20 protein-coding genes and 1 pseudogene are annotated in these 17,584 nt (G+C 66.4%); 6 read left to right on the top strand and 15 right to left on the bottom strand.

What is annotated here, in order from left to right; genetic code table 11:
• On the bottom strand, positions 1–1,098 hold a 1,098-nt coding region (locus GX543_RS11725), incomplete at its 3' end, for a molybdopterin-dependent oxidoreductase (RefSeq protein ID WP_290852085.1).
• Positions 1,099–1,254: 156 nt separating this feature from the next.
• Here GX543_RS11725 and GX543_RS11720 point away from each other — a divergent pair.
• The 3 genes from GX543_RS11720 to GX543_RS11710 all read left to right on the top strand — a co-directional run bounded on the left by GX543_RS11720 (position 1,255) and on the right by GX543_RS11710 (position 3,556).
• On the top strand, positions 1,255–1,533 hold the full coding sequence (locus GX543_RS11720) for an FmdB family zinc ribbon protein (RefSeq protein WP_290852084.1): 279 nt from the start codon (positions 1,255–1,257) through the stop codon (positions 1,531–1,533).
• Between the two features lie 48 nt (positions 1,534–1,581).
• Entirely contained in the window at positions 1,582–2,838 is a 1,257-nt protein-coding gene (gene fmdA, locus GX543_RS11715) for a formamidase (RefSeq protein ID WP_290852083.1), read from the top strand.
• Positions 2,839–2,929: 91 nt separating this feature from the next.
• Entirely contained in the window at positions 2,930–3,556 is a 627-nt protein-coding gene (locus GX543_RS11710; protein ID WP_290852082.1) for a DUF2461 domain-containing protein, read from the top strand.
• Between the two features lie 6 nt (positions 3,557–3,562).
• Here GX543_RS11710 and GX543_RS11705 read toward each other — a convergent pair whose 3' ends face one another.
• Positions 3,563–4,057, bottom strand: a complete 495-nt coding sequence (locus GX543_RS11705; RefSeq protein ID WP_290852081.1) for a GNAT family N-acetyltransferase — start codon at positions 4,055–4,057, stop codon at positions 3,563–3,565.
• A gap of 101 nt (positions 4,058–4,158) precedes the next feature.
• Between GX543_RS11705 and GX543_RS11700 the strand changes: the two genes are divergently transcribed.
• Entirely contained in the window at positions 4,159–5,112 is a 954-nt protein-coding gene (locus GX543_RS11700; protein WP_290852080.1) for a pseudouridine synthase, read from the top strand.
• 9 nt (positions 5,113–5,121) lie between these two features.
• On the opposite strand, the gene GX543_RS11695 is transcribed toward GX543_RS11700, so the two are convergent.
• The 5 genes from GX543_RS11695 to GX543_RS11675 all read right to left on the bottom strand — a co-directional run bounded on the left by GX543_RS11695 (position 5,122) and on the right by GX543_RS11675 (position 10,079).
• A complete protein-coding gene (locus GX543_RS11695; protein WP_366929069.1) occupies positions 5,122–6,051 on the bottom strand; it encodes a glycoside hydrolase family 43 protein in 930 nt (309 codons plus the stop codon).
• A 187-nt stretch (positions 6,052–6,238) separates the two neighbouring features.
• On the bottom strand, positions 6,239–6,862 hold the full coding sequence (locus GX543_RS11690) for a hypothetical protein (protein WP_290852078.1): 624 nt from the start codon (positions 6,860–6,862) through the stop codon (positions 6,239–6,241).
• A 136-nt stretch (positions 6,863–6,998) separates the two neighbouring features.
• The gene (locus tag GX543_RS11685; RefSeq protein ID WP_290852077.1) at positions 6,999–8,198 is read right to left on the bottom strand and encodes a winged helix DNA-binding domain-containing protein; all 1,200 of its coding nucleotides are present in this window, start codon (positions 8,196–8,198) and stop codon (positions 6,999–7,001) included.
• 36 nt (positions 8,199–8,234) lie between these two features.
• Entirely contained in the window at positions 8,235–9,104 is an 870-nt protein-coding gene (locus GX543_RS11680; protein ID WP_290852076.1) for an AraC family transcriptional regulator, read from the bottom strand.
• A 138-nt stretch (positions 9,105–9,242) separates the two neighbouring features.
• On the bottom strand, positions 9,243–10,079 hold the full coding sequence (locus GX543_RS11675; protein WP_290852075.1) for a mycofactocin-coupled SDR family oxidoreductase: 837 nt from the start codon (positions 10,077–10,079) through the stop codon (positions 9,243–9,245).
• Positions 10,080–10,254: 175 nt separating this feature from the next.
• Here GX543_RS11675 and GX543_RS11670 point away from each other — a divergent pair, with 175 nt between their 5' ends.
• A complete protein-coding gene (locus GX543_RS11670) occupies positions 10,255–10,998 on the top strand; it encodes an SDR family oxidoreductase (RefSeq protein ID WP_290852074.1) in 744 nt (247 codons plus the stop codon).
• 50 nt (positions 10,999–11,048) lie between these two features.
• Here the strand turns inward: GX543_RS11670 and GX543_RS11665 are convergent, their stop codons facing one another.
• On the bottom strand, positions 11,049–12,185 hold the full coding sequence (locus tag GX543_RS11665; protein ID WP_290852073.1) for an aminoglycoside phosphotransferase family protein: 1,137 nt from the start codon (positions 12,183–12,185) through the stop codon (positions 11,049–11,051).
• A gap of 60 nt (positions 12,186–12,245) precedes the next feature.
• Between GX543_RS11665 and GX543_RS11660 the strand changes: the two genes are divergently transcribed.
• Entirely contained in the window at positions 12,246–12,770 is a 525-nt protein-coding gene (locus GX543_RS11660; RefSeq protein WP_290852072.1) for a MarR family winged helix-turn-helix transcriptional regulator, read from the top strand.
• Here GX543_RS11660 and GX543_RS11655 read toward each other — a convergent pair.
• From GX543_RS11655 to GX543_RS11625, 7 genes and pseudogenes are all read right to left on the bottom strand, one after another.
• The gene (locus GX543_RS11655) at positions 12,737–13,042 is read right to left on the bottom strand and encodes an antibiotic biosynthesis monooxygenase (protein WP_290852071.1); all 306 of its coding nucleotides are present in this window, start codon (positions 13,040–13,042) and stop codon (positions 12,737–12,739) included. The genes GX543_RS11660 and GX543_RS11655 overlap by 34 nt on opposite strands.
• Positions 13,043–13,477: 435 nt before the next feature.
• The gene (locus GX543_RS11650) at positions 13,478–13,900 is read right to left on the bottom strand and encodes a type II toxin-antitoxin system VapC family toxin (protein WP_290852070.1); all 423 of its coding nucleotides are present in this window, start codon (positions 13,898–13,900) and stop codon (positions 13,478–13,480) included.
• A 235-nt stretch (positions 13,901–14,135) separates the two neighbouring features.
• Positions 14,136–14,537: a hypothetical protein gene (locus tag GX543_RS11645; protein ID WP_290852069.1), complete on the bottom strand. Its 402-nt coding sequence runs from the start codon at positions 14,535–14,537 to the stop codon at positions 14,136–14,138.
• Between the two features lie 17 nt (positions 14,538–14,554).
• Entirely contained in the window at positions 14,555–14,842 is a 288-nt protein-coding gene (locus GX543_RS11640; protein WP_290852068.1) for a HigA family addiction module antitoxin, read from the bottom strand.
• Positions 14,843–14,849: 7 nt separating this feature from the next.
• Positions 14,850–15,132, bottom strand: a pseudogene (locus GX543_RS11635) (type II toxin-antitoxin system RelE/ParE family toxin).
• A gap of 33 nt (positions 15,133–15,165) precedes the next feature.
• Complete coding sequence (ychF, locus tag GX543_RS11630; protein WP_290852067.1) at positions 15,166–16,245, bottom strand: redox-regulated ATPase YchF; 1,080 nt, start codon at positions 16,243–16,245, stop codon at positions 15,166–15,168.
• Positions 16,246–16,251: 6 nt separating this feature from the next.
• Positions 16,252–17,445: an AI-2E family transporter gene (locus GX543_RS11625; protein ID WP_290852086.1), complete on the bottom strand. Its 1,194-nt coding sequence runs from the start codon at positions 17,443–17,445 to the stop codon at positions 16,252–16,254.
• Positions 17,446–17,584 lie beyond the last annotated feature (139 nt).

Raw genomic sequence — 17,584 nt, 5'->3', positions numbered from 1 at the left:
GGTGTAGCGGGCGTAGTGCCGCTTCAACACCTGGAACACCGTGCGCGGGTCTTGCAGCGTCTCGTCGCGCAGCGGACCGTTCTCGTCCTCGGCGTACTGCCAGGTGCTCTGGTCGTAGGTTCCGGTCGAGTCGTCGAAGCCGGAGAACAGCCCGTCCAGGTCGTCGGGATCACGGAACTCGTCGCTGATGAGGGTCGCCGCGTTGGTGTAGGCGACCACGTACTCGCGGAAGTAGCGGTCGTTGTTGATCACGTAGTTGATCAGACCGCCGAGCAGCACGATGTCCGAGCCGGCCCGGATGGCGATGTGCTTGTCGACCACCGCCGAGGTACGGGTGAAGCGCGGATCCACGTGGATCACCCGGGCACCGCGGGCCTTGGCTTCAGCGACCCACTGAAATCCGACGGGGTGCGCTTCTGCCATGTTGCCGCCCATCAGGACGATGCAATCCGCGTTCGCCATGTCCTGCACGGACTGCGTAGCACCACCGCGGCCAAACGAGACTCCCAGACCGGGAACCGTGGCGGAGTGTCATATCCGCGCCTGGTTCTCGACCTGAATGGCGCCCGCCGCGGTGAAGAGCTTCTTGATCAGATAGTTCTCTTCGTTGTCGAGCGTGGCGCCGCCCAGCGACGCGATGCCCATCGTGCGGCGCAGCGGGCGTCCGTGCTCGTCGACGTCCTGCCAGTGGTCGCGCCGGGCCTGAACGAAGCGATCGGCGATCATGTCGATCGCGGTGTCGCGGTCGAGGTCCTGCCACTCGGTGGCGTGCGGGGCCCGGTAGCGGACCGTGGTCTGCCGCAGCGGACTGTTGACGAGTTGCTCGCTCGAAGCGCCCTTCGGGCACAGTCGGCCACGCGAGATCGGCGAGTCCGGATCGCCTTCGATCTGCGTGACGCGTTCGTCGGTGACGAAGACCTTCTGTCCGCAGCCGACGGCGCAGAACGGGCAGACACTCTGAACCACGCGGTCAGCGGTGGTCGTGCGGGCGGTCATCGCCTTGGTTCGGGCCGATTCCACCGCGGGTCCACGACCGAGTTTGTCGCCGGTACGCAACTGCCGCACCACGGGCCACTCGAGTGGACTGAACCTCGCCATAAGAATTGATCCTAGCCCAGAAAGTCCGAAATCCGGTGTCGTTCGCAGGCCTGGCGAATCCACCGCCGGACGGCGGCCATCACGGGTAACGTCCGACCCACTACGCGACGCGCCGCACCTGAAATGCCTGCGGCACGAGGAGGTCCGGAAGATCCGATGCCCGTCTACCGATTCCACTGTGCTGACTGCGGCCGATTCGACGCCACGTTCTCCATGTCCGACGTCCCCGACCACACGCCGTGCTCGTGCGGAGCCTACGCCCGCCGCGGCATCAGCTCGCCCGCGCTCTCTCGCGGGGGCCGCGCCATGGCCCTGATGGACGCCACCAAGTCGACCGCCGACACCCCGGCCGTCGTCGACCGCGTACCCACCGGGAGTCGACCCGGAACCCCGACGTCGGCCAACCCGCTGCACGCCAAACTTCCACGCCCTTAGGGGCCGGCGACCGCCGGACCCTGGTTCTCGCCCGAAAGGATTCGCGCCATGCCCGAGCTCGTCTTCCCTCTCGATTCCAGCAAGAAATTCGTGGATCAAAAGATCCTCGGCCACAACCGCTGGCACTACGCCATCCCGCCGGCGGTCACGGTGAAGCCCGGCGACACCTTCCGGGTCGACTGCCGCGAATGGTTCGACGGCGAGATCCACAACGACGACTCCGCCCAGGACATCCTCGACGCCCCGCTCAAGACCGTGCACACCCTGTCGGGGCCGTTCGCCGTCGAAGGTGCCGAGCCCGGCGACCTGTTGATCGTCGACATCGTCGACGTGGGCCCGATTCCGCAGGAGGACTCCGGTCCCCTGGCCGGTCAGGGCTGGGGCTACACCGGCATCTTCGCCAAGGCCAACGGCGGCAGCTTCCTCACCGATCAGTTCCCCGACGCCTACAAGGCGGTCTGGGACTTCAAGGGCCACACGGCGACCTCGCGCCACATTCCACATGTCAGCTTCACCGGAATGATCCACCCCGGCCTGATGGGCACCGCACCGTCGAAGGAACTGCTGGGCACCTGGAACGCCCGCGAGGCGGCCCTGATCGCCACCGATCCCGACCGCGTTCCGCCGCTCGCGCTGCCACCCGAGCCGGAGTTCGCGATCCTCGGATCGCTGACCGGTGACGCCTTCACCCAGGCCGCGGCCGAGGCGGCCCGCACCGCCCCGCCGCGAGAGAACGGCGGCAACCAGGACATCAAGAACCTGACCCGCGGCACCCGCGTGTTCTACCCGGTGTTCGTCGACGGCGCCAATCTCTCGGTCGGCGACCTCCACTTCAGTCAGGGCGACGGCGAGATCACCTTCTGCGGCGGCATCGAGATGGGCGGGTTCATCGACCTGCACGTCGACGTCATCAAGGGCGGTATGGAGACCTACGGCGTCAGCGAGAACGCCATCTTCATGCCGGGCGGCGACGTGGGTCCCCGCTACGAACAGTTCGTCGCGTTCTCGGGAACCTCAGTGACTCTGGACGGCGAGCAGCGGTACCTGGACTCGCATCTGGCGTATCAGCGCGCCTGCCTGCACGCGATCGAGTACCTCACCAAGTTCGGTTACAGCCCCGAGCAGGCCTTCCTGCTGCTGGGCGCCGCCCCGATCGAAGGCCGGTTCTCCGGTGTGGTCGACATCCCCAACTCGTGCGCCACGGTGTACATCCCGACGTCGATCTTCGATTTCGATGTGACGCCGGGCAAGGGCGGACCCACCCAGATCGATCCGGGCATCGGCGCGCCGCACGCGGCGTTCTGACCCCGACCCTGCGCTGAACAACCCGGCACTGATTGACCTGCGGCGTCCGGCCCACCTCGGGTGGGTCGGGCGCCGCAGTAAGGTCGACCCCATGAGTTTCACCGGTTTCCCCGAAGCGGCGTTGGACTTCTACGACGACCTCGAGATCGACAACAGCAAGGTGTTCTGGGAAACCAACAAAGAGGTGTACCGCGACAGCGTCGCCGCACCGATGACCGCGCTGATGGCCGATCTCGCCGACGAGTTCGGCACCGCGAAGATCTTCCGCCCCTACCGCGACGTCCGGTTCTCCAAAGACAAGACCCCCTACAAGACGCACCAGGGCGCCTTCGTCGGCGTCGGCCCGGCCACCGGGTACTACGTGCAGATCGGCGCCCCCGGAGTACGTGTGGGCTCCGGGTTCTACGAGGCCGACTCCGAACGGTTGGCGCGGTTCCGCCGCGCCATCGACGACGACCTCCATGGCGCCGAACTGGAACGGATCATCGCCACCCTGCAGCGCAAGGGTTGGGAGATCGGCGGAGACCGACTCAAAACCGCGCCGCGCGGGTGGGCCAAAGACCATCCGCGCATCGAACTGCTCCGGCACCGGTCCCTGACTGTCGGCCGCGACTACGGGTTCGACGAGGTCATTCACTCCGCCGAACTGGTCGAGCGCGTTCGGCGGGACTGGCGCGAGACGCGCCAACTGCTGAACTGGCTGACGCAGCACGGTTGAGCGCCGTCAGTTGTCCTGGACCCGCATGTGCAGCAGCGGGTACGGCCGTCCCTGACCGTCCTTCTCGCTACAACTCACGACGACGAATCCGCGGCGCAGATAGAACTCGACAGCCTGTTCGTTCTGCTCGTTGACGTCGACGGCAGTGACCCCGCAGCCGTCCACGACGTGCCGCAGCAACGCCGTGCCCACGCCGGTCCCCCGCGCCCGCGCATCGATGAACAGCATCTCGAGGCTGTTGCCGGCGTTCGTCTGCCCGCCGTCCGGCTCAGCCTCGCCGTCCGGCCGGCCCACCCCGGCAAAGCCGACCGGAACGCCGTCCCGCTCTGCGACGAACAAGTCGGCGGCCGGGAAGTAGTCTCCGGCCAGGTGCGATTCGATGTCGTCCCGGTGCTCGTCGGCGAGGAAATGATGTGTGGCGTCCACGGCGCTGCGCCAGACCGCGATCAGCTGCGGAAACTCTTCCACTCCGACCGACCTGCGGATCATCGGGTCCGACATCACGCTCCTTTGTCCGTACGTCGCCACCCACGCTACTTCGCTCCATCCCCGGAGACACCGGCAGCACGTCCGCCCACGAGTGCGACGATGGACCGGTGCCGATGACCGCTCCCCTGCCAGTCAAGAACGGCGTCGGTCCCACCCGACTCCGGATCCCCGACGACGGTCCGTGGCCGACCATCGCGGCCTTCGTCGCAGACCGCTTCGCCCACATCCGGGAAGCGGAGTTGCTGCGACGGTTCGACGACGGCGAGATCGTCGGCGTCGACGGCGCGCCGATCGACCCGCATCTCCCGCTCCGCGCGCACGAGTTCCTCTGGTACTACCGGGAACTGCCCGACGAAGCGCTACTTCCCCATCGTGAGCAGATCCTGCACGTGGACGACGACCTGATCGTCATCGACAAGCCGCACTTCCTCCCGACTACGCCGGGCGGTCGGTACCTGCGTGAATCAGCGCTCGTCCGCCTGCGAATCCGTCTGGACAATCCCGACATCATCCCGATCCATCGGCTCGACCGACCCACGGCCGGCCTGGTGATGTTCTCCGCACGCCCCGCCACGCGGGGCGCGTACCAGTCGCTCTTCGAGCGACGGCGGGTCACCAAGGTCTACGAGGCGGTGTCGAAGATCCCCGATGCCGACGAGCCCACCGTGGGCGGCCGAGCCCTTCCGCTGACGCACCGCAGTCACATCTACCGACCCCGAGACGCCAACGGCCACGGCCTGCGAGTCGCGATCGACGACCATCGCGAACCGAACTCCGAGACGGTGATCGACGGCATCGGCGCCGGAGTCAGCGCGGCCGGGCGGTCAGTGCTGCACACCCGCCTCCACCCGAGAACCGGGCGGATGCATCAGCTGCGCGTGCACCTGGCATCGCTCGGAATCCCGATCCTGGGCGACCGCTGGTATCCGGAACTCCTGCCCGAGGCGCCAGACGATCCTTCGCTTCCGCTGCAGTTGCTGGCACGTGAGCTCGCATTCACCGATCCACTGTCCGGTGCCGAACGACGTTTCGTCAGCACGCTGCGCCTGAGCGAGGCCCCAGCGTAGGACGCAGGCTCAGGCTGCCTCACGCATCACGCCGAAGTGTCGCGCCGTTCCAGAGATCCCCGGCAACTCCTTCGGCTCCGACCACGTGAGCATGCCGTCGTCGCTGTCGGAGTAGAGGTACTTCTTGGCCACGTAGGCGTCGACATACAGGCGCCAGCGACCGTCCGGCAACTGGGTGATGGCCGGCCCCTCCACCAACCGGCCCCAGTTGCCCGGAGCGAGGAACGAGTACGGTCCGTCGAGACGTGAAGCCACCGCGTGCTCGATCACCTTCTTCGTCTCGTTCTTCGTGAACGCGTGGTAGCGCGACCCGACCTTGACCACCGTCGTGTCGATGCGGTCGGCGCCGAGCCCCTTGATCGGGGTCGGCCAACTCCACTGCGTGAGCGCGGAGTTCAACGCGGTCATCAGATAAGGGACGAAGCCGCCGCCGGTCGACAGGGAGACGATCACGGTGACGCGGTCGCCGTCGACGAACCACTCCGGCGCCCAGGCTTTGGTGACGAACGGCGACAGCGACGGCCCGTCGGCGAAGCCAGCGGAACCGGTCCGGAACGGCAGTCGCGGCCCCTTCCCGTCGCCGGTTCCGGGCAGGAACGCGCAGCAGAGCGGTAGCGGCACATTCTTCACGTGCGTCCAGGTACGGCGATCGGGACTCTTCGCGATGCCGATGTTGGCGCCGTCGGCCGTGGTGTACGCGACGTAGTACTGACCGTCGGCGTGCCGGAAGATGCTCGGATCGCGCACGTACCCCGCCGGCGGGCGGTAGGCAGCCTTTTTGAGGATGCTGAACGACGTGCCGTCGGTCGACTCGTACACATCCATGTCACGGGCGCTTTGACTGCTGAACGCCACCATCGTGTAGTGCCACGACGACGGCTCGGCCGCGGCGATGCCGGGCGTCAGGCTCAGGATCAGCGCGACGACCACGCCGGCCACCGCAACGGCTCGATGCCCCACTCGGGGAGAAGGATTCACGGGTGAAGTATCACCGAGCCACCCAACACCAACAACCACTTCAGCATCATCAGTACCAAAACGTTGCCGGCGAATGACGATGCCCCGCCGGGACCATTCTCCCGGCGGGGCATCGCAATCGGTCGTCAGCCGGCCGCACAGGACGCGACTACGGTCCGAACAGATCGCCGAGGGAACCGCTGTCGAGTGAGCCGCCACCACCCGCGCATCCGGTCACCGTGATGGAGCGCCACTGCCGGTCGCCGAGCCACTCGGGCTTGCCGTCGGCCGTCTGTCCGTTGTTTCCAGCGGGACCGAGCACCATCCGGTAGGAGACCTTGTGGGTCGCGGCGTCTGGATTCGGCAGCCCGGGGTTCCACCCGTTGAGGTTCTTGAGATCCTGAACGTAGGTGGCCGTGACGGGGGCGCGGTCCGACACCATCGTCCGGTCCGACTCGGTATTGGTGCCCGCCCCGCCGTCCGGCCAGCTCGGCAATGCCGCCTTCGACGCCATGTTCGGGTCGCCGGTCCGCCATACCGGGAACGGCAGGCCGATATCGCGTCCCTCCGGCAGTTCGTCGTCGATCCGCCAGTCGATCGTGTACGACGTGACATTGGTCTTGTTGACGATGGTGAACTCAGCCTTGCAGTGGCCGATGTTCTTCGCCGAGAAGGTCACCGCGCCTTCCGGCGACCCGGCCGCGGGAACAGCGTCCGCGGCGCCGGTCGCGACAGACGAGAGTGTTCCGGCCGCGAGCGCGGCGACGACGAGTGTGCGTGCACGTGCACCCATGAGGAGTCCTTCAGTCAGTGAACGGGTTGATCGACGCACCGAGCACGAGCCCGATGTGCATCGTTGGCCAATCTAGGCCGATAACGGACATCTCAGACTCATTCGCCACGTCACGGCACAAAAGCGTCGCTACCGCTCACTCGCCGGGCACGACATCGAGCCCCTCCACCGAGACCGTCGACGCACCGCGCACCCGGGCCACGTGCTCCGCTTCGACCGCCAACCGCTTCCGGGTCGCGTCGCCGAGAGGGCCGAAGCCGCGAAAGGTCACCTGCAGGTTGCGCCCGGCTTTGCGCGAACGCCAGGTCCCGACGAGTTCGCCGTCCACCAGGACGGTCCCCGGATCGCCCACCGTCTTCCAGACCTCGCGGTGCCTGCTCGGGTCGACGAGCGTCGCCCGGTCACGGATCTGCAGGTACGGATCGCGCGGCGGCAGCAGGCGCACCCCGACGGGCACCGTCGCCGCGCGCAGGATGTCGAGGTCACGCGCCAGCATCCATCGTGGGCCGCCGAAATCGACCTCGACGAGTTCAGGCTCGAGCAGGTCCCACCAGAGACAGGCATCGCCGGTGCTCACGCCCAGCCACCAGGCGAACGAGGCAGGGGTCGTCGGACCGTAACAGCGGAGGTGACGTCGAAGCAGTTCCGCCCGCGCGGCCGTGCCGTCGATCGCCACGGTCGGCCGCGGCAACCATTCCTCCGTGAAGACGAACGGCGCCTTGTTTCCGGTGCGCGGCGCGAAACAGACCACCTGCCGCAATGCGAGGATCCGCAGGCAGAAGTGAACCACGGCCTCGCCGATCGACTGTCCCTTCGCGTGCGGGCCCTCCGCTTCCCAGACGCGGAGGCGCTCTGTCGACAGGCCGGGAGCGATCACCGCGGCCGATTCGACGCCGAGCTCGGTGATCGCCATCGACCGCCCCGCGAGCACCTCGCGTACGGCTGCCTCGGCGCGATCGACCGCTTCGGTAACGCTCATCCCCAGTCGATCGACGGAGTGCTCGACCCCGGGGATGAAATGCCGGAGTGCCCGCTCGGTCGTCGGCAGCACCCCCGCGGTGAAGACTCCGGCGTCCGCCGTCGGAACGTAGTACGGGGCACCCCGCATCGACCACGTCAGCAACAGGTCACGGGCCGCGACGGCTTCGTCGACGAGGTCGGGCGTGACACCGTCGACGCGTGCGTGAAAGGCGATCGGCCCGGCCCACGGCGGACTGTTCTGAATGCCGCAGCAGGCTGCCGCGTCGACCAGATCTGCCACGGGAACACGCTGGTCGAGTCCGTGACCCGAGAGTCGGAACCCGATGACTTGATCGCGGTCGATCCGCTCAGCCATGGCGCGCGGATCCGGCCGCTGAGGTCCGCACGGTGCTCAGGCTCCTCGCTCGATCGGGAACCACAATTCGCACGTCGCCCGGCTGAAGTCCGGCGAGCGGTCGAGCACCGCGACGATCGACGGCCCGGGACGCAGTCGCCACGGGTTCGACGGAAACCAGTCGGTCGCCGACCCGGCGTAGGCGTCCTGCAGTGCCTTGGGGTGCGGCCCCGAGCTTTGAAAGACCACCCACGCACCGGCGGCGACGTCGATGACGTCGAGATCCTCTGGAACGGGCCCGCCCTCGCCGACCGCGACACCGTGCAGATAGGTCAACGCGCTGCCCTCTGCCGCGTCGGGGTCGACGTCGGCGCTGACCTGGAGCAGCCCCGCGGGTTCGGTGTCCCCGAGTCGCTTCAGCCGCGCGTTCTCCTCGGTCGGCAACGCCGCGATGTGGCGCTGGATGTGCGGATTGATGCCTTCGTGCACCAACGGCACACGCGCGGCGTGGCCGATCAGGCGAAAGGCGGGTCGTTCGATGATTCGGGCATCCATGGGAGTGCTCCCTTCGACGGTCAGGCGGAACCTGAGTTGCGGTTGACTGCGAAGGGGGCCGCCGTTGCGGCGGACGTCGCCGTGGCTGACGCCGTGGACCGCGCGGAAGGCGCGTCCAAACGCCTCCACCGAGCCGTAGCCGTACCTGACTGCGATCGTGAGGAGATCTTCGGCGCCGATCACATCGGTCGCGGCGACGGTCATCCGCCGCCGCCGCACATACTCCGACACCGGCATTCCGGCGAGCGAGGAGAACATCCGGCGCGTGTGATAGCCGGTGGTTCCCATCGCCGCAGCGAGCTCGTCGACATCGAGATCGTCGCCGAGACGAGTCTCGATCTGGTCGATGAGCCGGTTGAGGTTGTCAATCATGTCGGCCCCCTTCGCACTCCACTCTCGTCGAGGCCGAGGATGCTGCGCCCGACTTCTCCGGTCCGATTCGATCGCATTCGCCCGGCTCCGGGCAGTGCGCGTGCCCCGAGAGCGAAGAATGACGCGACGCCGCTGTCGCTATCCGGTGACGCGCGCGGCGTTCCCGGCGTCGATCGGCACCACGATGCCGGAGATGTGTGCGCTCCCCTCGGCGGCCAGGAACGTGACGATCCGGGTCACCTCTTCGGCTTCCACCCACGGCACCGGCTGCGCATGCAGGCTGGTGAACACGGGGGCGACGTCGTCGGCAGTGGGCGACTCAAGATCCGGACGCATCAGCGAGTACAGCGCGTCGTTGTGGATCATCGGGGTCGAGACGTTGCCCGGGGCCACCGCGTTGACGGTGACGCCCGACTGCGCGAGGTCCAGGGCAGCACTCTTGGTCAAGCCGATCACGCCCCACTTGGAGGCCGCATAGCCGACGATGTTCGGTCCGCCCATCCGACCCATCATCGACGAGACGGTGACGATTCGCCCGTACCCGCGCTCGGCCATGCCCGGAGCGACGGCGGCGACCGTGTGGAACACGCCGGTCAAGTTGCTGGCGATGACCTCGTCCCACGCGGCTTCGGGCAGCGACTGAATGGAGCCGGGCATGGAGACGCCCGCGTTGGCGACCGCGATGTCGATGTGCCCGAACTCCTCGGTCGCCCGTGCCACCAGCGCGTCGACTGCGCCGCGATCAGCGGTGTCGAGGACTTCGGTGAGGCAGCGTCGGCCGGTCGCCTCCACGAGGCGGGCCGTCTCCGCCAGATCGTCGGTGGTCGCGAGCGGATAACCCATCGTGTCCGGGGTGGCGCATCGGTCCGCGAGCACGACGTCCGCGCCCGCCCGCGCGAATGCCAGGGCGTGTGCGCGCCCCTGGCCGCGTGCTCCACCCGTGATGAGTGCTACCCGTCCGTCGAACTCGCCCATGTCGCCTGCTCCCTCGTTGATCCGATAGTCCGAAATCCAGCCTACTGACTCCGACGATCTCGTATTTGAATCCCCGATCCGGCCGATTTCGGCCGAAATCACGAAGATGTCGGCGCTGAGGTGATTTGTTTACGGAGGACACTGGGCGAGAAGCGACGAGAGAAGGGAAATGCAGATGCAGTTGGAGAACAAGGTCGTCATCGTGACCGGCGGTGCGGCGGGTATCGGCGGCGCGATCTCCCGCGTGCTGACGGCGCGCGGAGCCAAGGTGGTCGCGGTCGACATCGACGCGGCCGCCGGTGCTGCCCTCGAAGCCGACCGGGGTGCCGACGTCGTCTTCATCCAGGCCGACGTCGGGCTGCCCGAGACCGCGGAACGAGCCGTGAACACCGCGGTCGAGCGGTTCGGTGGTCTGACGGGTGTGGTGAACAATGCGCACGCCTCACGGCAGGCGCCCTTCATCGACGTGACTCCGGACATGTGGGACCTCTCGTTCTCCACCGGCTTCTTGGCGACTCGCAACTTCATGCTGGCGGCGTACCCGCATCTGAAGGACGCCGGCGGTTCCATCGTGAACTTCGGTTCGGGAGCAGGCCTCGTCGGTCAACCCACCCAGGCCACCTATGCGGCAGCGAAGGAGGCCATTCGCGGGCTCTCCCGGGTGGTCGCGAACGAGTGGGCGAAGGACGACATCCGTGTGAATGTGGTCTGCCCGATGGCACTGACCGCCGGCGTCGAGGCGTGGAGCAAGGCGGCGCCGGATCTCTACCACGAGTCGCTGACGAAGATTCCGCTCGGCCGGTTCGGCGATCCGGAGGGCGACGTGGCGCCGATCGTCGCGTTCCTGCTCTCCGACGACGCCAAGTACATGACCGGTCAGACGGTGATGGCCGACGGCGGCGCGAACAAGGTGTACTGACGCGGCAGTGCACCTCGGACGCCTAGGCCTTGCAGTCGAGGCGGTTCCTCTCACGACGATACCGTCGCCTCCAGGAGTCGCAAGCTGTACCGAGTCATCCGGGCACGAGCGGCGACGAGGCGACGCGTCTCGTCGTCGGGATCCCGGCTGAGGAGCTCCACCGGCAACGCCGAAAGACCACTGAACAAGGCGAGTTGCAATGCGTGAGCCCGCTCGATCAGTTCCACCGCGATCGACTCGCCCTCTGCCGCCAAACCGTCGACGTACGCCTCCAGGATGATGCCGTCGCGCACTTCGAGATCGGCGGCGGAACGCTTGCCGATCTGCACATCCCCGACGAGGAGCTGCCCCAGGTCGAAGCCGACCGGCATCGATCGGAAATAGCCGAAGTCGATCAGCGTGAACCCCGCTCCATCGGGCCGCACCAGCAGGTTGTTGGGACACGCGTCTCCATGCGCGGCCAGATGCGGCATCGCGGACAACTCCGCGGCGATGGCGTCGACGCTCTCCGCCGCCGCCAGCGTCGGCTCCCGCAACGCGGCGAAATCGGCGGCCAGCAGCGGGTGGTCCCAGACGTCGGACCGGAGGTCCGGGAGCACTTGATTCCGGAACCGGCCGTCCACGTAGGACTGCAGCCGAAAATCGTGGGAGATGTTTGCCGCCACGCCCCGCACCGCGCGCGAAGCCGCGAACCGACCGAGCAACCGGGCGGCGTCGGCGTACCGTTCCAGACTCCACTCGATAGGGTCGTCTGCCACCAGCTCGAGCCAGACCGCGTACGACGACTCGTCGATGGTCTGCACCGAGATCACGTCGGGCATCGCCAAGCCCATCGGCAACCCCGCCGCGAGAGTCGAGCAGTAGACCTCCGCCTCCGTCCGCCACGGCACCGTGGTCCGGGCCCACTCGCGAATCGCCGGCGGCACGAAAGCGAACTCCGGCGACCGCGACCACTCACGGATGTGTTTGACGAAGAAGGAGAAGTCGCGTTCGACGCCGTCGACCAGCGCGACTCCCGACACCGCGAATCGTCCGGCGGTCGTCAAAGATGGAACGTCGTAGGGGAACTCCTCGGCACGACCACTGAGCAGCATCACCGAACAGGAGCTCCATCGGCTCGCGACCATCGCCGACAGCGTCTCGTCGGACACTGTGGCCTGCCCGAGGACATCCAGATCGATCGACATGGCCTACTCCGAACTCAGCGAATCAACCCTGCCCCTAAATCGTAAGGTAGCTTTACTATCATGGTCAATGTCGACTTACCCGCCGACGAACTCGAGATCGTGGTGGCACTCCAAGCGCTGCGACGCCGCCTCCTCGACGGCTACGACGAAACCGATTTCGACGGCCTTCGCGTGTCTCAACTGCGGGTCATCCACTGCGTCGCGCACGGCGGGGTCAGCGTCACCGAACTCGCCGACCGCCTAGCGATGTCGAAGCAGGCCTGCGGACAGTTCGTCACCGAGTTGGTGGCGACCGGCCACCTGTCGACGCGCGTCTCGACGGACGACCGACGACTCAAAGTCGTCGACCGAACCGCCGCGGGCGAACGACTGGTGAAGGCTCAGCACCAACACTTCCTCGAGGTCGAGGCCGGTTTGGCCGCCGAAGTGGGACCCGCCCGCTATCGGACTTTCCGAGACGTGCTCGACGAGCTCGCCTTCGGCGCTCCACCCAGCGAGACGTTGAATCGGCACTCCACCAACGTCCCCCTCGCTGGGCGCAGCAGTGACCCTCACAAGTCGTCGGCGATCGCATCGATGACGTAGTCCCGTTTGATTCCCGATGTCGCCCGACCCCACTCGCTCGCACGAACCCGCACTTGGTGCGCGTCGAACGCTGCCCGATCCACAAATCTCTCCGCGACGATCCACACCAGTGGATCATCCGTTGGTTCGACATCGAAGTGCAGGCACCCGCCTTCGGCGCGAGTCAGTTCGACATGTCGGTCAAGGTGGCGGCGCACGACAGCCGCCTCATCCGCGTTCCCACAGACCAATCGCCCTGTGAGGCCGATTGCGCTCGACTCGACCATGGCCATCTCCGCTCAGCAGACACGTCGGGAACCCGATGCGAATCCCAACCATGTGAGTCGATTGTTTCACCAAACACCGTCCGAGCGTGCGCGAGACCGTCGCCAGCGCTTCCTGAGCCTCCGCAGGAGATCAATTGCGCATGCCATCTCCGCGCCGCGGATCTTCGATGACAAGCGGGTTCGGGAGCGTTGCATCGGCAGTCCCCGCGTTCAACCGCGACGCACGAAGACGTCGAGAAACTCAGGACGTCGACGACGACCGCGAGATCCGCTTCAGCCGCCTTTGCGTCCGTCGGGCCCAGTCGAACGTGACCGGATGGCGGTGCTGACCGAACACTGCCCGCAAATCGGCCCACCCCTCCGGCCCAGCGGGTCGGCCCACGCGAAGCACGCCACGAGTGCATCACGCACCAGCCGGCGCCACCGGCGAGCACATGACGTTCACGGCGCCCTCCACGGATTCAGGGTCGGCACGTCGAGCGCGGCGAAGTCCTTGACGTTCCGAGTCACAACGGTCAGGCCATGAACCGCAGCCGTCGCCGCGATGAGGGCATCGCGTTCGGGTCGCTGGTCCGGCACGTGCAGGCGGGCTGCTCGACGTGCGACCGGGACATCGACAGGCAGGATCCGTCCGGCGAATGCGTCCAGCAACTCGTCGTCGAGCCAGGCCTGCACACGCTCTCCCTGCAGGGGGTCGCGGCGAGCGATACGGCCGATGCCAACCTCGACCTCCAGCACCGTGATCGCCGACAGATACAGATCTGACGGCACGCGGCCGGCGACCCACACTCGCACGCGAGCATCGGCCCGCATGCGAGCCTTGCGCAGCTCGCTGACGACGTTAGTGTCCAGCAGGTGACTCACAACTCAGGCACCCGCATTTCGATGCGCGCAGGCTCGAACTCGATGTCGAGATCGTCCTCCATACTCAGCCGATCAACCAGCTATGCACCCCGCTCACCCATCCGCCTGTACTGTTCGATCGACAGGAGGACGTAGGCAGGCTCACCCCCGGTCAGTGATCACGACTGGAGCTCCACCACGTCGCCGCAGTTAGAACCGTATGCCCCGATGGCTCCCATTCGGGGCCGAATCACGGTCAGGCCAAGTCCTCGAAACTCTCCTCACCGGGCCGCCACACCATCCATGCGCCGTCAGCGAATCCCCTGAGCTCGGCTATTTCGGTGTGCACCTCGTCCAGCTTCGGATGAATGCCCACCGAGCCCGTGTCCAAGACGATATGAATACCCGAGCCCGTCTCTTCGCGGGTCGCAACCACCGCGCCGGGCACCAACCGACGCAATATATCTGCATACCCCAACTCGGACTCACGCCAGACTCTGCCATTGACTGTCACCGCTGGCCAGACATAGCAGTTCAGCACCAATGATCCTGGGCCTCCCGGCTCACCATCGAACCTGAGCTGCAGGTAGTCGTTGAGCACGAACTCAACCGAGTACATCCGGTTGCCCACGAGCCGCGACAGCAACTCGTTCGGCACGTAGGACCCAGCGCCTGTCATGCGACGACGAGCGGGGAGATCCCGGCGATCTCGCCCGCCAGTACACGTCGCTCGATCCGCAGCTCGTAGTGCGACTGCAGGTTCATCCAGAACTCATCAGACGTTCCGAAGTATCGCGCCAGCCGGATCGCCGTGTCCGCGGTGATTCCCCGCTTGCCGTGCACGATCTCGTTGATCCGACGCGGCAGCACACCGATCGACACTGCCAGCTTGTTCTGCGTAATCCCGAAACCCTCGATGAAGTCCTCCATCAAGATCTCTCCCGGGTGGATCGGCTCGATCATGTTCGTCTCAGTGGTAGTCGACGAGCTCGACATCTTCGGCACCTCCATCTCTCCAGACGAAGCAGATGCGCCACTGGGCGTTCACCCGAATACTGTGCTGACCACGACGATCACCGACCAGCTTCTCCAACCGGATACCCGGTGGAATCCGAAGGTCCTCGACATCCTTACGCCGCATGGATCAACTCGAGCTTGCGCAGCGCCGCCCGCTGCACGGTGCGATCAACGCCCTTGACGTACTGCTCGCGCCAGATGCGTTCGGCATCCTTGTCGCCGAACGATCTGATCACACGACCAGCGTATAACGGTAGTCGTCAATAACGCTAGACGTTAAACCGGAACTCGACCACGTCGCCGTCCTCCATCACGTACTCCTTGCCCTCCATGCGCACCTTTCCGGCGGCCTTGGCGGCGTTTATGGAGCCGTTCTCATCGAGGTCCGCGAACGAGACGATCTCGGCCTTGATGAAGCCCTTCTCGAAGTCGGTGTGGATGACGCCCGCGGCCTTCGGCGCGGTGTCACCCTTCCGGATGGTCCAGGCGCGCGACTCCTTGGGGCCCGCGGTCAAGTAGGTCTGCAGACCGAGCGTGTGGAAGCCCGCGCGAGCCAGCTGACGCAGACCCGGCTCGTCCTGACCGATCGAGTCCAGCAGTTCCTGCGCATCCTCTTCGTCGAGCTCGAGGAGTTCACTCTCGACCTTGGCGTCGAGGAACACGCAGTCGGCCGGAGCGACGGCGTCGCGCAGTTCCTGCTTGCGCGCATCGTCGGTCAGCACGCTCTCGTCGGAGTTGAAGACGTAGAGGAACGGCTTGGCGGTCAGCAGGTGGAGTTCGCGCACCGACGACAGGTCGAAGTCGTTCCTCGCCGCGAAGAGCGTCTTGCCGCCGTCGAGAATCTCCTGGGCGCCCTTGGCCGCGTTGAGGACCTCGACCTGGTCCTTGTTCTTCTTCGCTTCCTTCTCGAGGCGAGGGATCGCCTTCTCGAGGGTCTGCATGTCGGCGATGATCAGCTCGGTCTCGATGACCTCGATGTCCGAGCGGGGATCGACGCGACCGTCGACGTGCACCACGTCTTCGTCGGCGAACACGCGAACCACCTGGCAGATGGCGTCGGCCTCGCGGATGTTCGCGAGGAACTGGTTGCCCATGCCCTCGCCCTCGGAGGCACCCTTGACGATGCCTGCGATGTCGACGAACGACACAGTGGCAGGCAGGATCCGCTCACTGGAGAAGATCTCAGCGAGACGTTCGAGCCGGGCGTCCGGCAGTTCCACCACGCCGACGTTGGGCTCGATCGTCGCGAACGGGTAGTTCGCGGCGAGCACGTCATTGCGGGTCAGGGCGTTGAAGAGGGTCGACTTTCCGACATTGGGCAGGCCGACGATACCGAGGGTAAGACTCACGGGTCGTCAGTCTATCTGCGATTGGGCGCTCGACCTATCCGACCCTCGTCGCCGCCGTTTCTTCTCCTTCGCTGCGGCACGGGCGGCCTCGTCCTCGGCCGCGACCTCCTCGCCCGCCGCCTGGCCGATCTGCTCGAGGATGTACCTCAGCGCGACGGCGAGGCACGAGGCCGTGGGGACCGCGAGGAAGGCGCCGGTGATGCCGAACAGGGTGCCACCGAGCGTCACCGAGAGCAGCACGATCACGGCATGCAGGTTCATCGACTTGGACTGCAGCCACGGCGAGAGGACGTTGCCCTCCAACTGCTGGACCGCCAGGATGATGCCTAGAACGATGAGCGCCGACGTCAACCCGTTCGAGACGAGCGCGATCAACACCGCGAGGGCACCGGCGACGAAGGCACCGACGATCGGGATGAAGCCACCCAGGAAGGTGATGACGATCAGCACTGCCGCCAACGGTACGTCGAGGATGATCAGGCCGATGCCGATCAGCGATGCGTCGACGAAACTGACGATGGCCTGCGTCCGGATGAAGCCACCGAGCGTGTCCCACATGCGCCTCAGGATCTCGCTGAGGTGATCCGAGCCGCCCTTGCCCATCGTGCGCTCGAGCCACGGCAGGAAGCGCGGACCGTCCTTGAGGAAGAAGAACACCAGCACCACGGTCGTGAAGAGGGTGATCAACGCCGAGGTGGCGACACCGACACCGCTGAAGACACCACTCGCGATCGCGGTGGCGCTGCTCTGAAGCTTGGAGGTGATCTCGTTCACGAGCGAACTGAGTTGCTCGTCGTCGACGTTGAGCGGCGGACCCTGAACCCATTTCTGGACCGTTCGGACGCCGTCGACCGCACGATCGGCCAGTTCCGGCGCTTGATCGACGACCGACGGAACGATCAACGCGATGACGCCGGCGATGACGCCCACACCGCCGAACAGCACCACCAGCGAGGCGAGCGCAGGCGGCGTGCGGAACCGCAGGAGCAATCGGACCAGCGGCCAGAGCACGGTCGCAACGACGATCGCGAGGATCACCGGCAGCAGGATGACCCAGAACTGCGACAGCAACCAGAGCAGGGCGAACAGGAATGCCATCACCACCAGCATCTGCAAGCACAGGACCGCGGTGGACCGCAGCCCGGCGCGAAAGACGCGGCCGCGCGTCGGATACGGCTTTCCGGTCACCGGGTTCACCAAGGGGCCGGCCGGCGCTTCCGCAGTCGTCGACGGCGAGTCCGGCGAATCGGCGTCCGATTCTACGGCTGGCTCTGGATTCTGGTCGCTCACGAGGCAATCTTCACACAGCCCTGCGACATTCGCGCGCAGTGGCACGCGC

This window comes from Gordonia sp. (in: high G+C Gram-positive bacteria), assembly GCF_012515855.1.
GTDB lineage: Bacteria > Actinomycetota > Actinomycetes > Mycobacteriales > Mycobacteriaceae > Gordonia.
This window is presented reverse-complemented; position numbering and strand designations above follow the sequence as displayed.

What these genes read in the sequence shown, in the direction of transcription:
- GX543_RS11720 (WP_290852084.1), top strand. Translation starts at nt 1,255, where the DNA reads ATGCCCGTCTACCGATTCCACTGTGCTGACTGCGGCCGATTCGACGCC.
- fmdA (WP_290852083.1), top strand. Translation starts at nt 1,582, where the DNA reads ATGCCCGAGCTCGTCTTCCCTCTCGATTCCAGCAAGAAATTCGTGGAT.
- GX543_RS11710 (WP_290852082.1), top strand. Translation starts at nt 2,930, where the DNA reads ATGAGTTTCACCGGTTTCCCCGAAGCGGCGTTGGACTTCTACGACGAC.
- GX543_RS11705 (WP_290852081.1), bottom strand. Translation starts at nt 4,057, where the DNA reads ATGTCGGACCCGATGATCCGCAGGTCGGTCGGAGTGGAAGAGTTTCCG.
- GX543_RS11700 (WP_290852080.1), top strand. Translation starts at nt 4,159, where the DNA reads ATGACCGCTCCCCTGCCAGTCAAGAACGGCGTCGGTCCCACCCGACTC.
- GX543_RS11690 (WP_290852078.1), bottom strand. Translation starts at nt 6,862, where the DNA reads ATGGGTGCACGTGCACGCACACTCGTCGTCGCCGCGCTCGCGGCCGGA.
- GX543_RS11685 (WP_290852077.1), bottom strand. Translation starts at nt 8,198, where the DNA reads ATGGCTGAGCGGATCGACCGCGATCAAGTCATCGGGTTCCGACTCTCG.
- GX543_RS11680 (WP_290852076.1), bottom strand. Translation starts at nt 9,104, where the DNA reads ATGATTGACAACCTCAACCGGCTCATCGACCAGATCGAGACTCGTCTC.
- GX543_RS11675 (WP_290852075.1), bottom strand. Translation starts at nt 10,079, where the DNA reads ATGGGCGAGTTCGACGGACGGGTAGCACTCATCACGGGTGGAGCACGC.
- GX543_RS11670 (WP_290852074.1), top strand. Translation starts at nt 10,255, where the DNA reads ATGCAGTTGGAGAACAAGGTCGTCATCGTGACCGGCGGTGCGGCGGGT.
- GX543_RS11665 (WP_290852073.1), bottom strand. Translation starts at nt 12,185, where the DNA reads ATGTCGATCGATCTGGATGTCCTCGGGCAGGCCACAGTGTCCGACGAG.
- GX543_RS11660 (WP_290852072.1), top strand. Translation starts at nt 12,246, where the DNA reads ATGGTCAATGTCGACTTACCCGCCGACGAACTCGAGATCGTGGTGGCA.
- GX543_RS11655 (WP_290852071.1), bottom strand. Translation starts at nt 13,042, where the DNA reads ATGGCCATGGTCGAGTCGAGCGCAATCGGCCTCACAGGGCGATTGGTC.
- GX543_RS11640 (WP_290852068.1), bottom strand. Translation starts at nt 14,842, where the DNA reads ATGATCGAGCCGATCCACCCGGGAGAGATCTTGATGGAGGACTTCATC.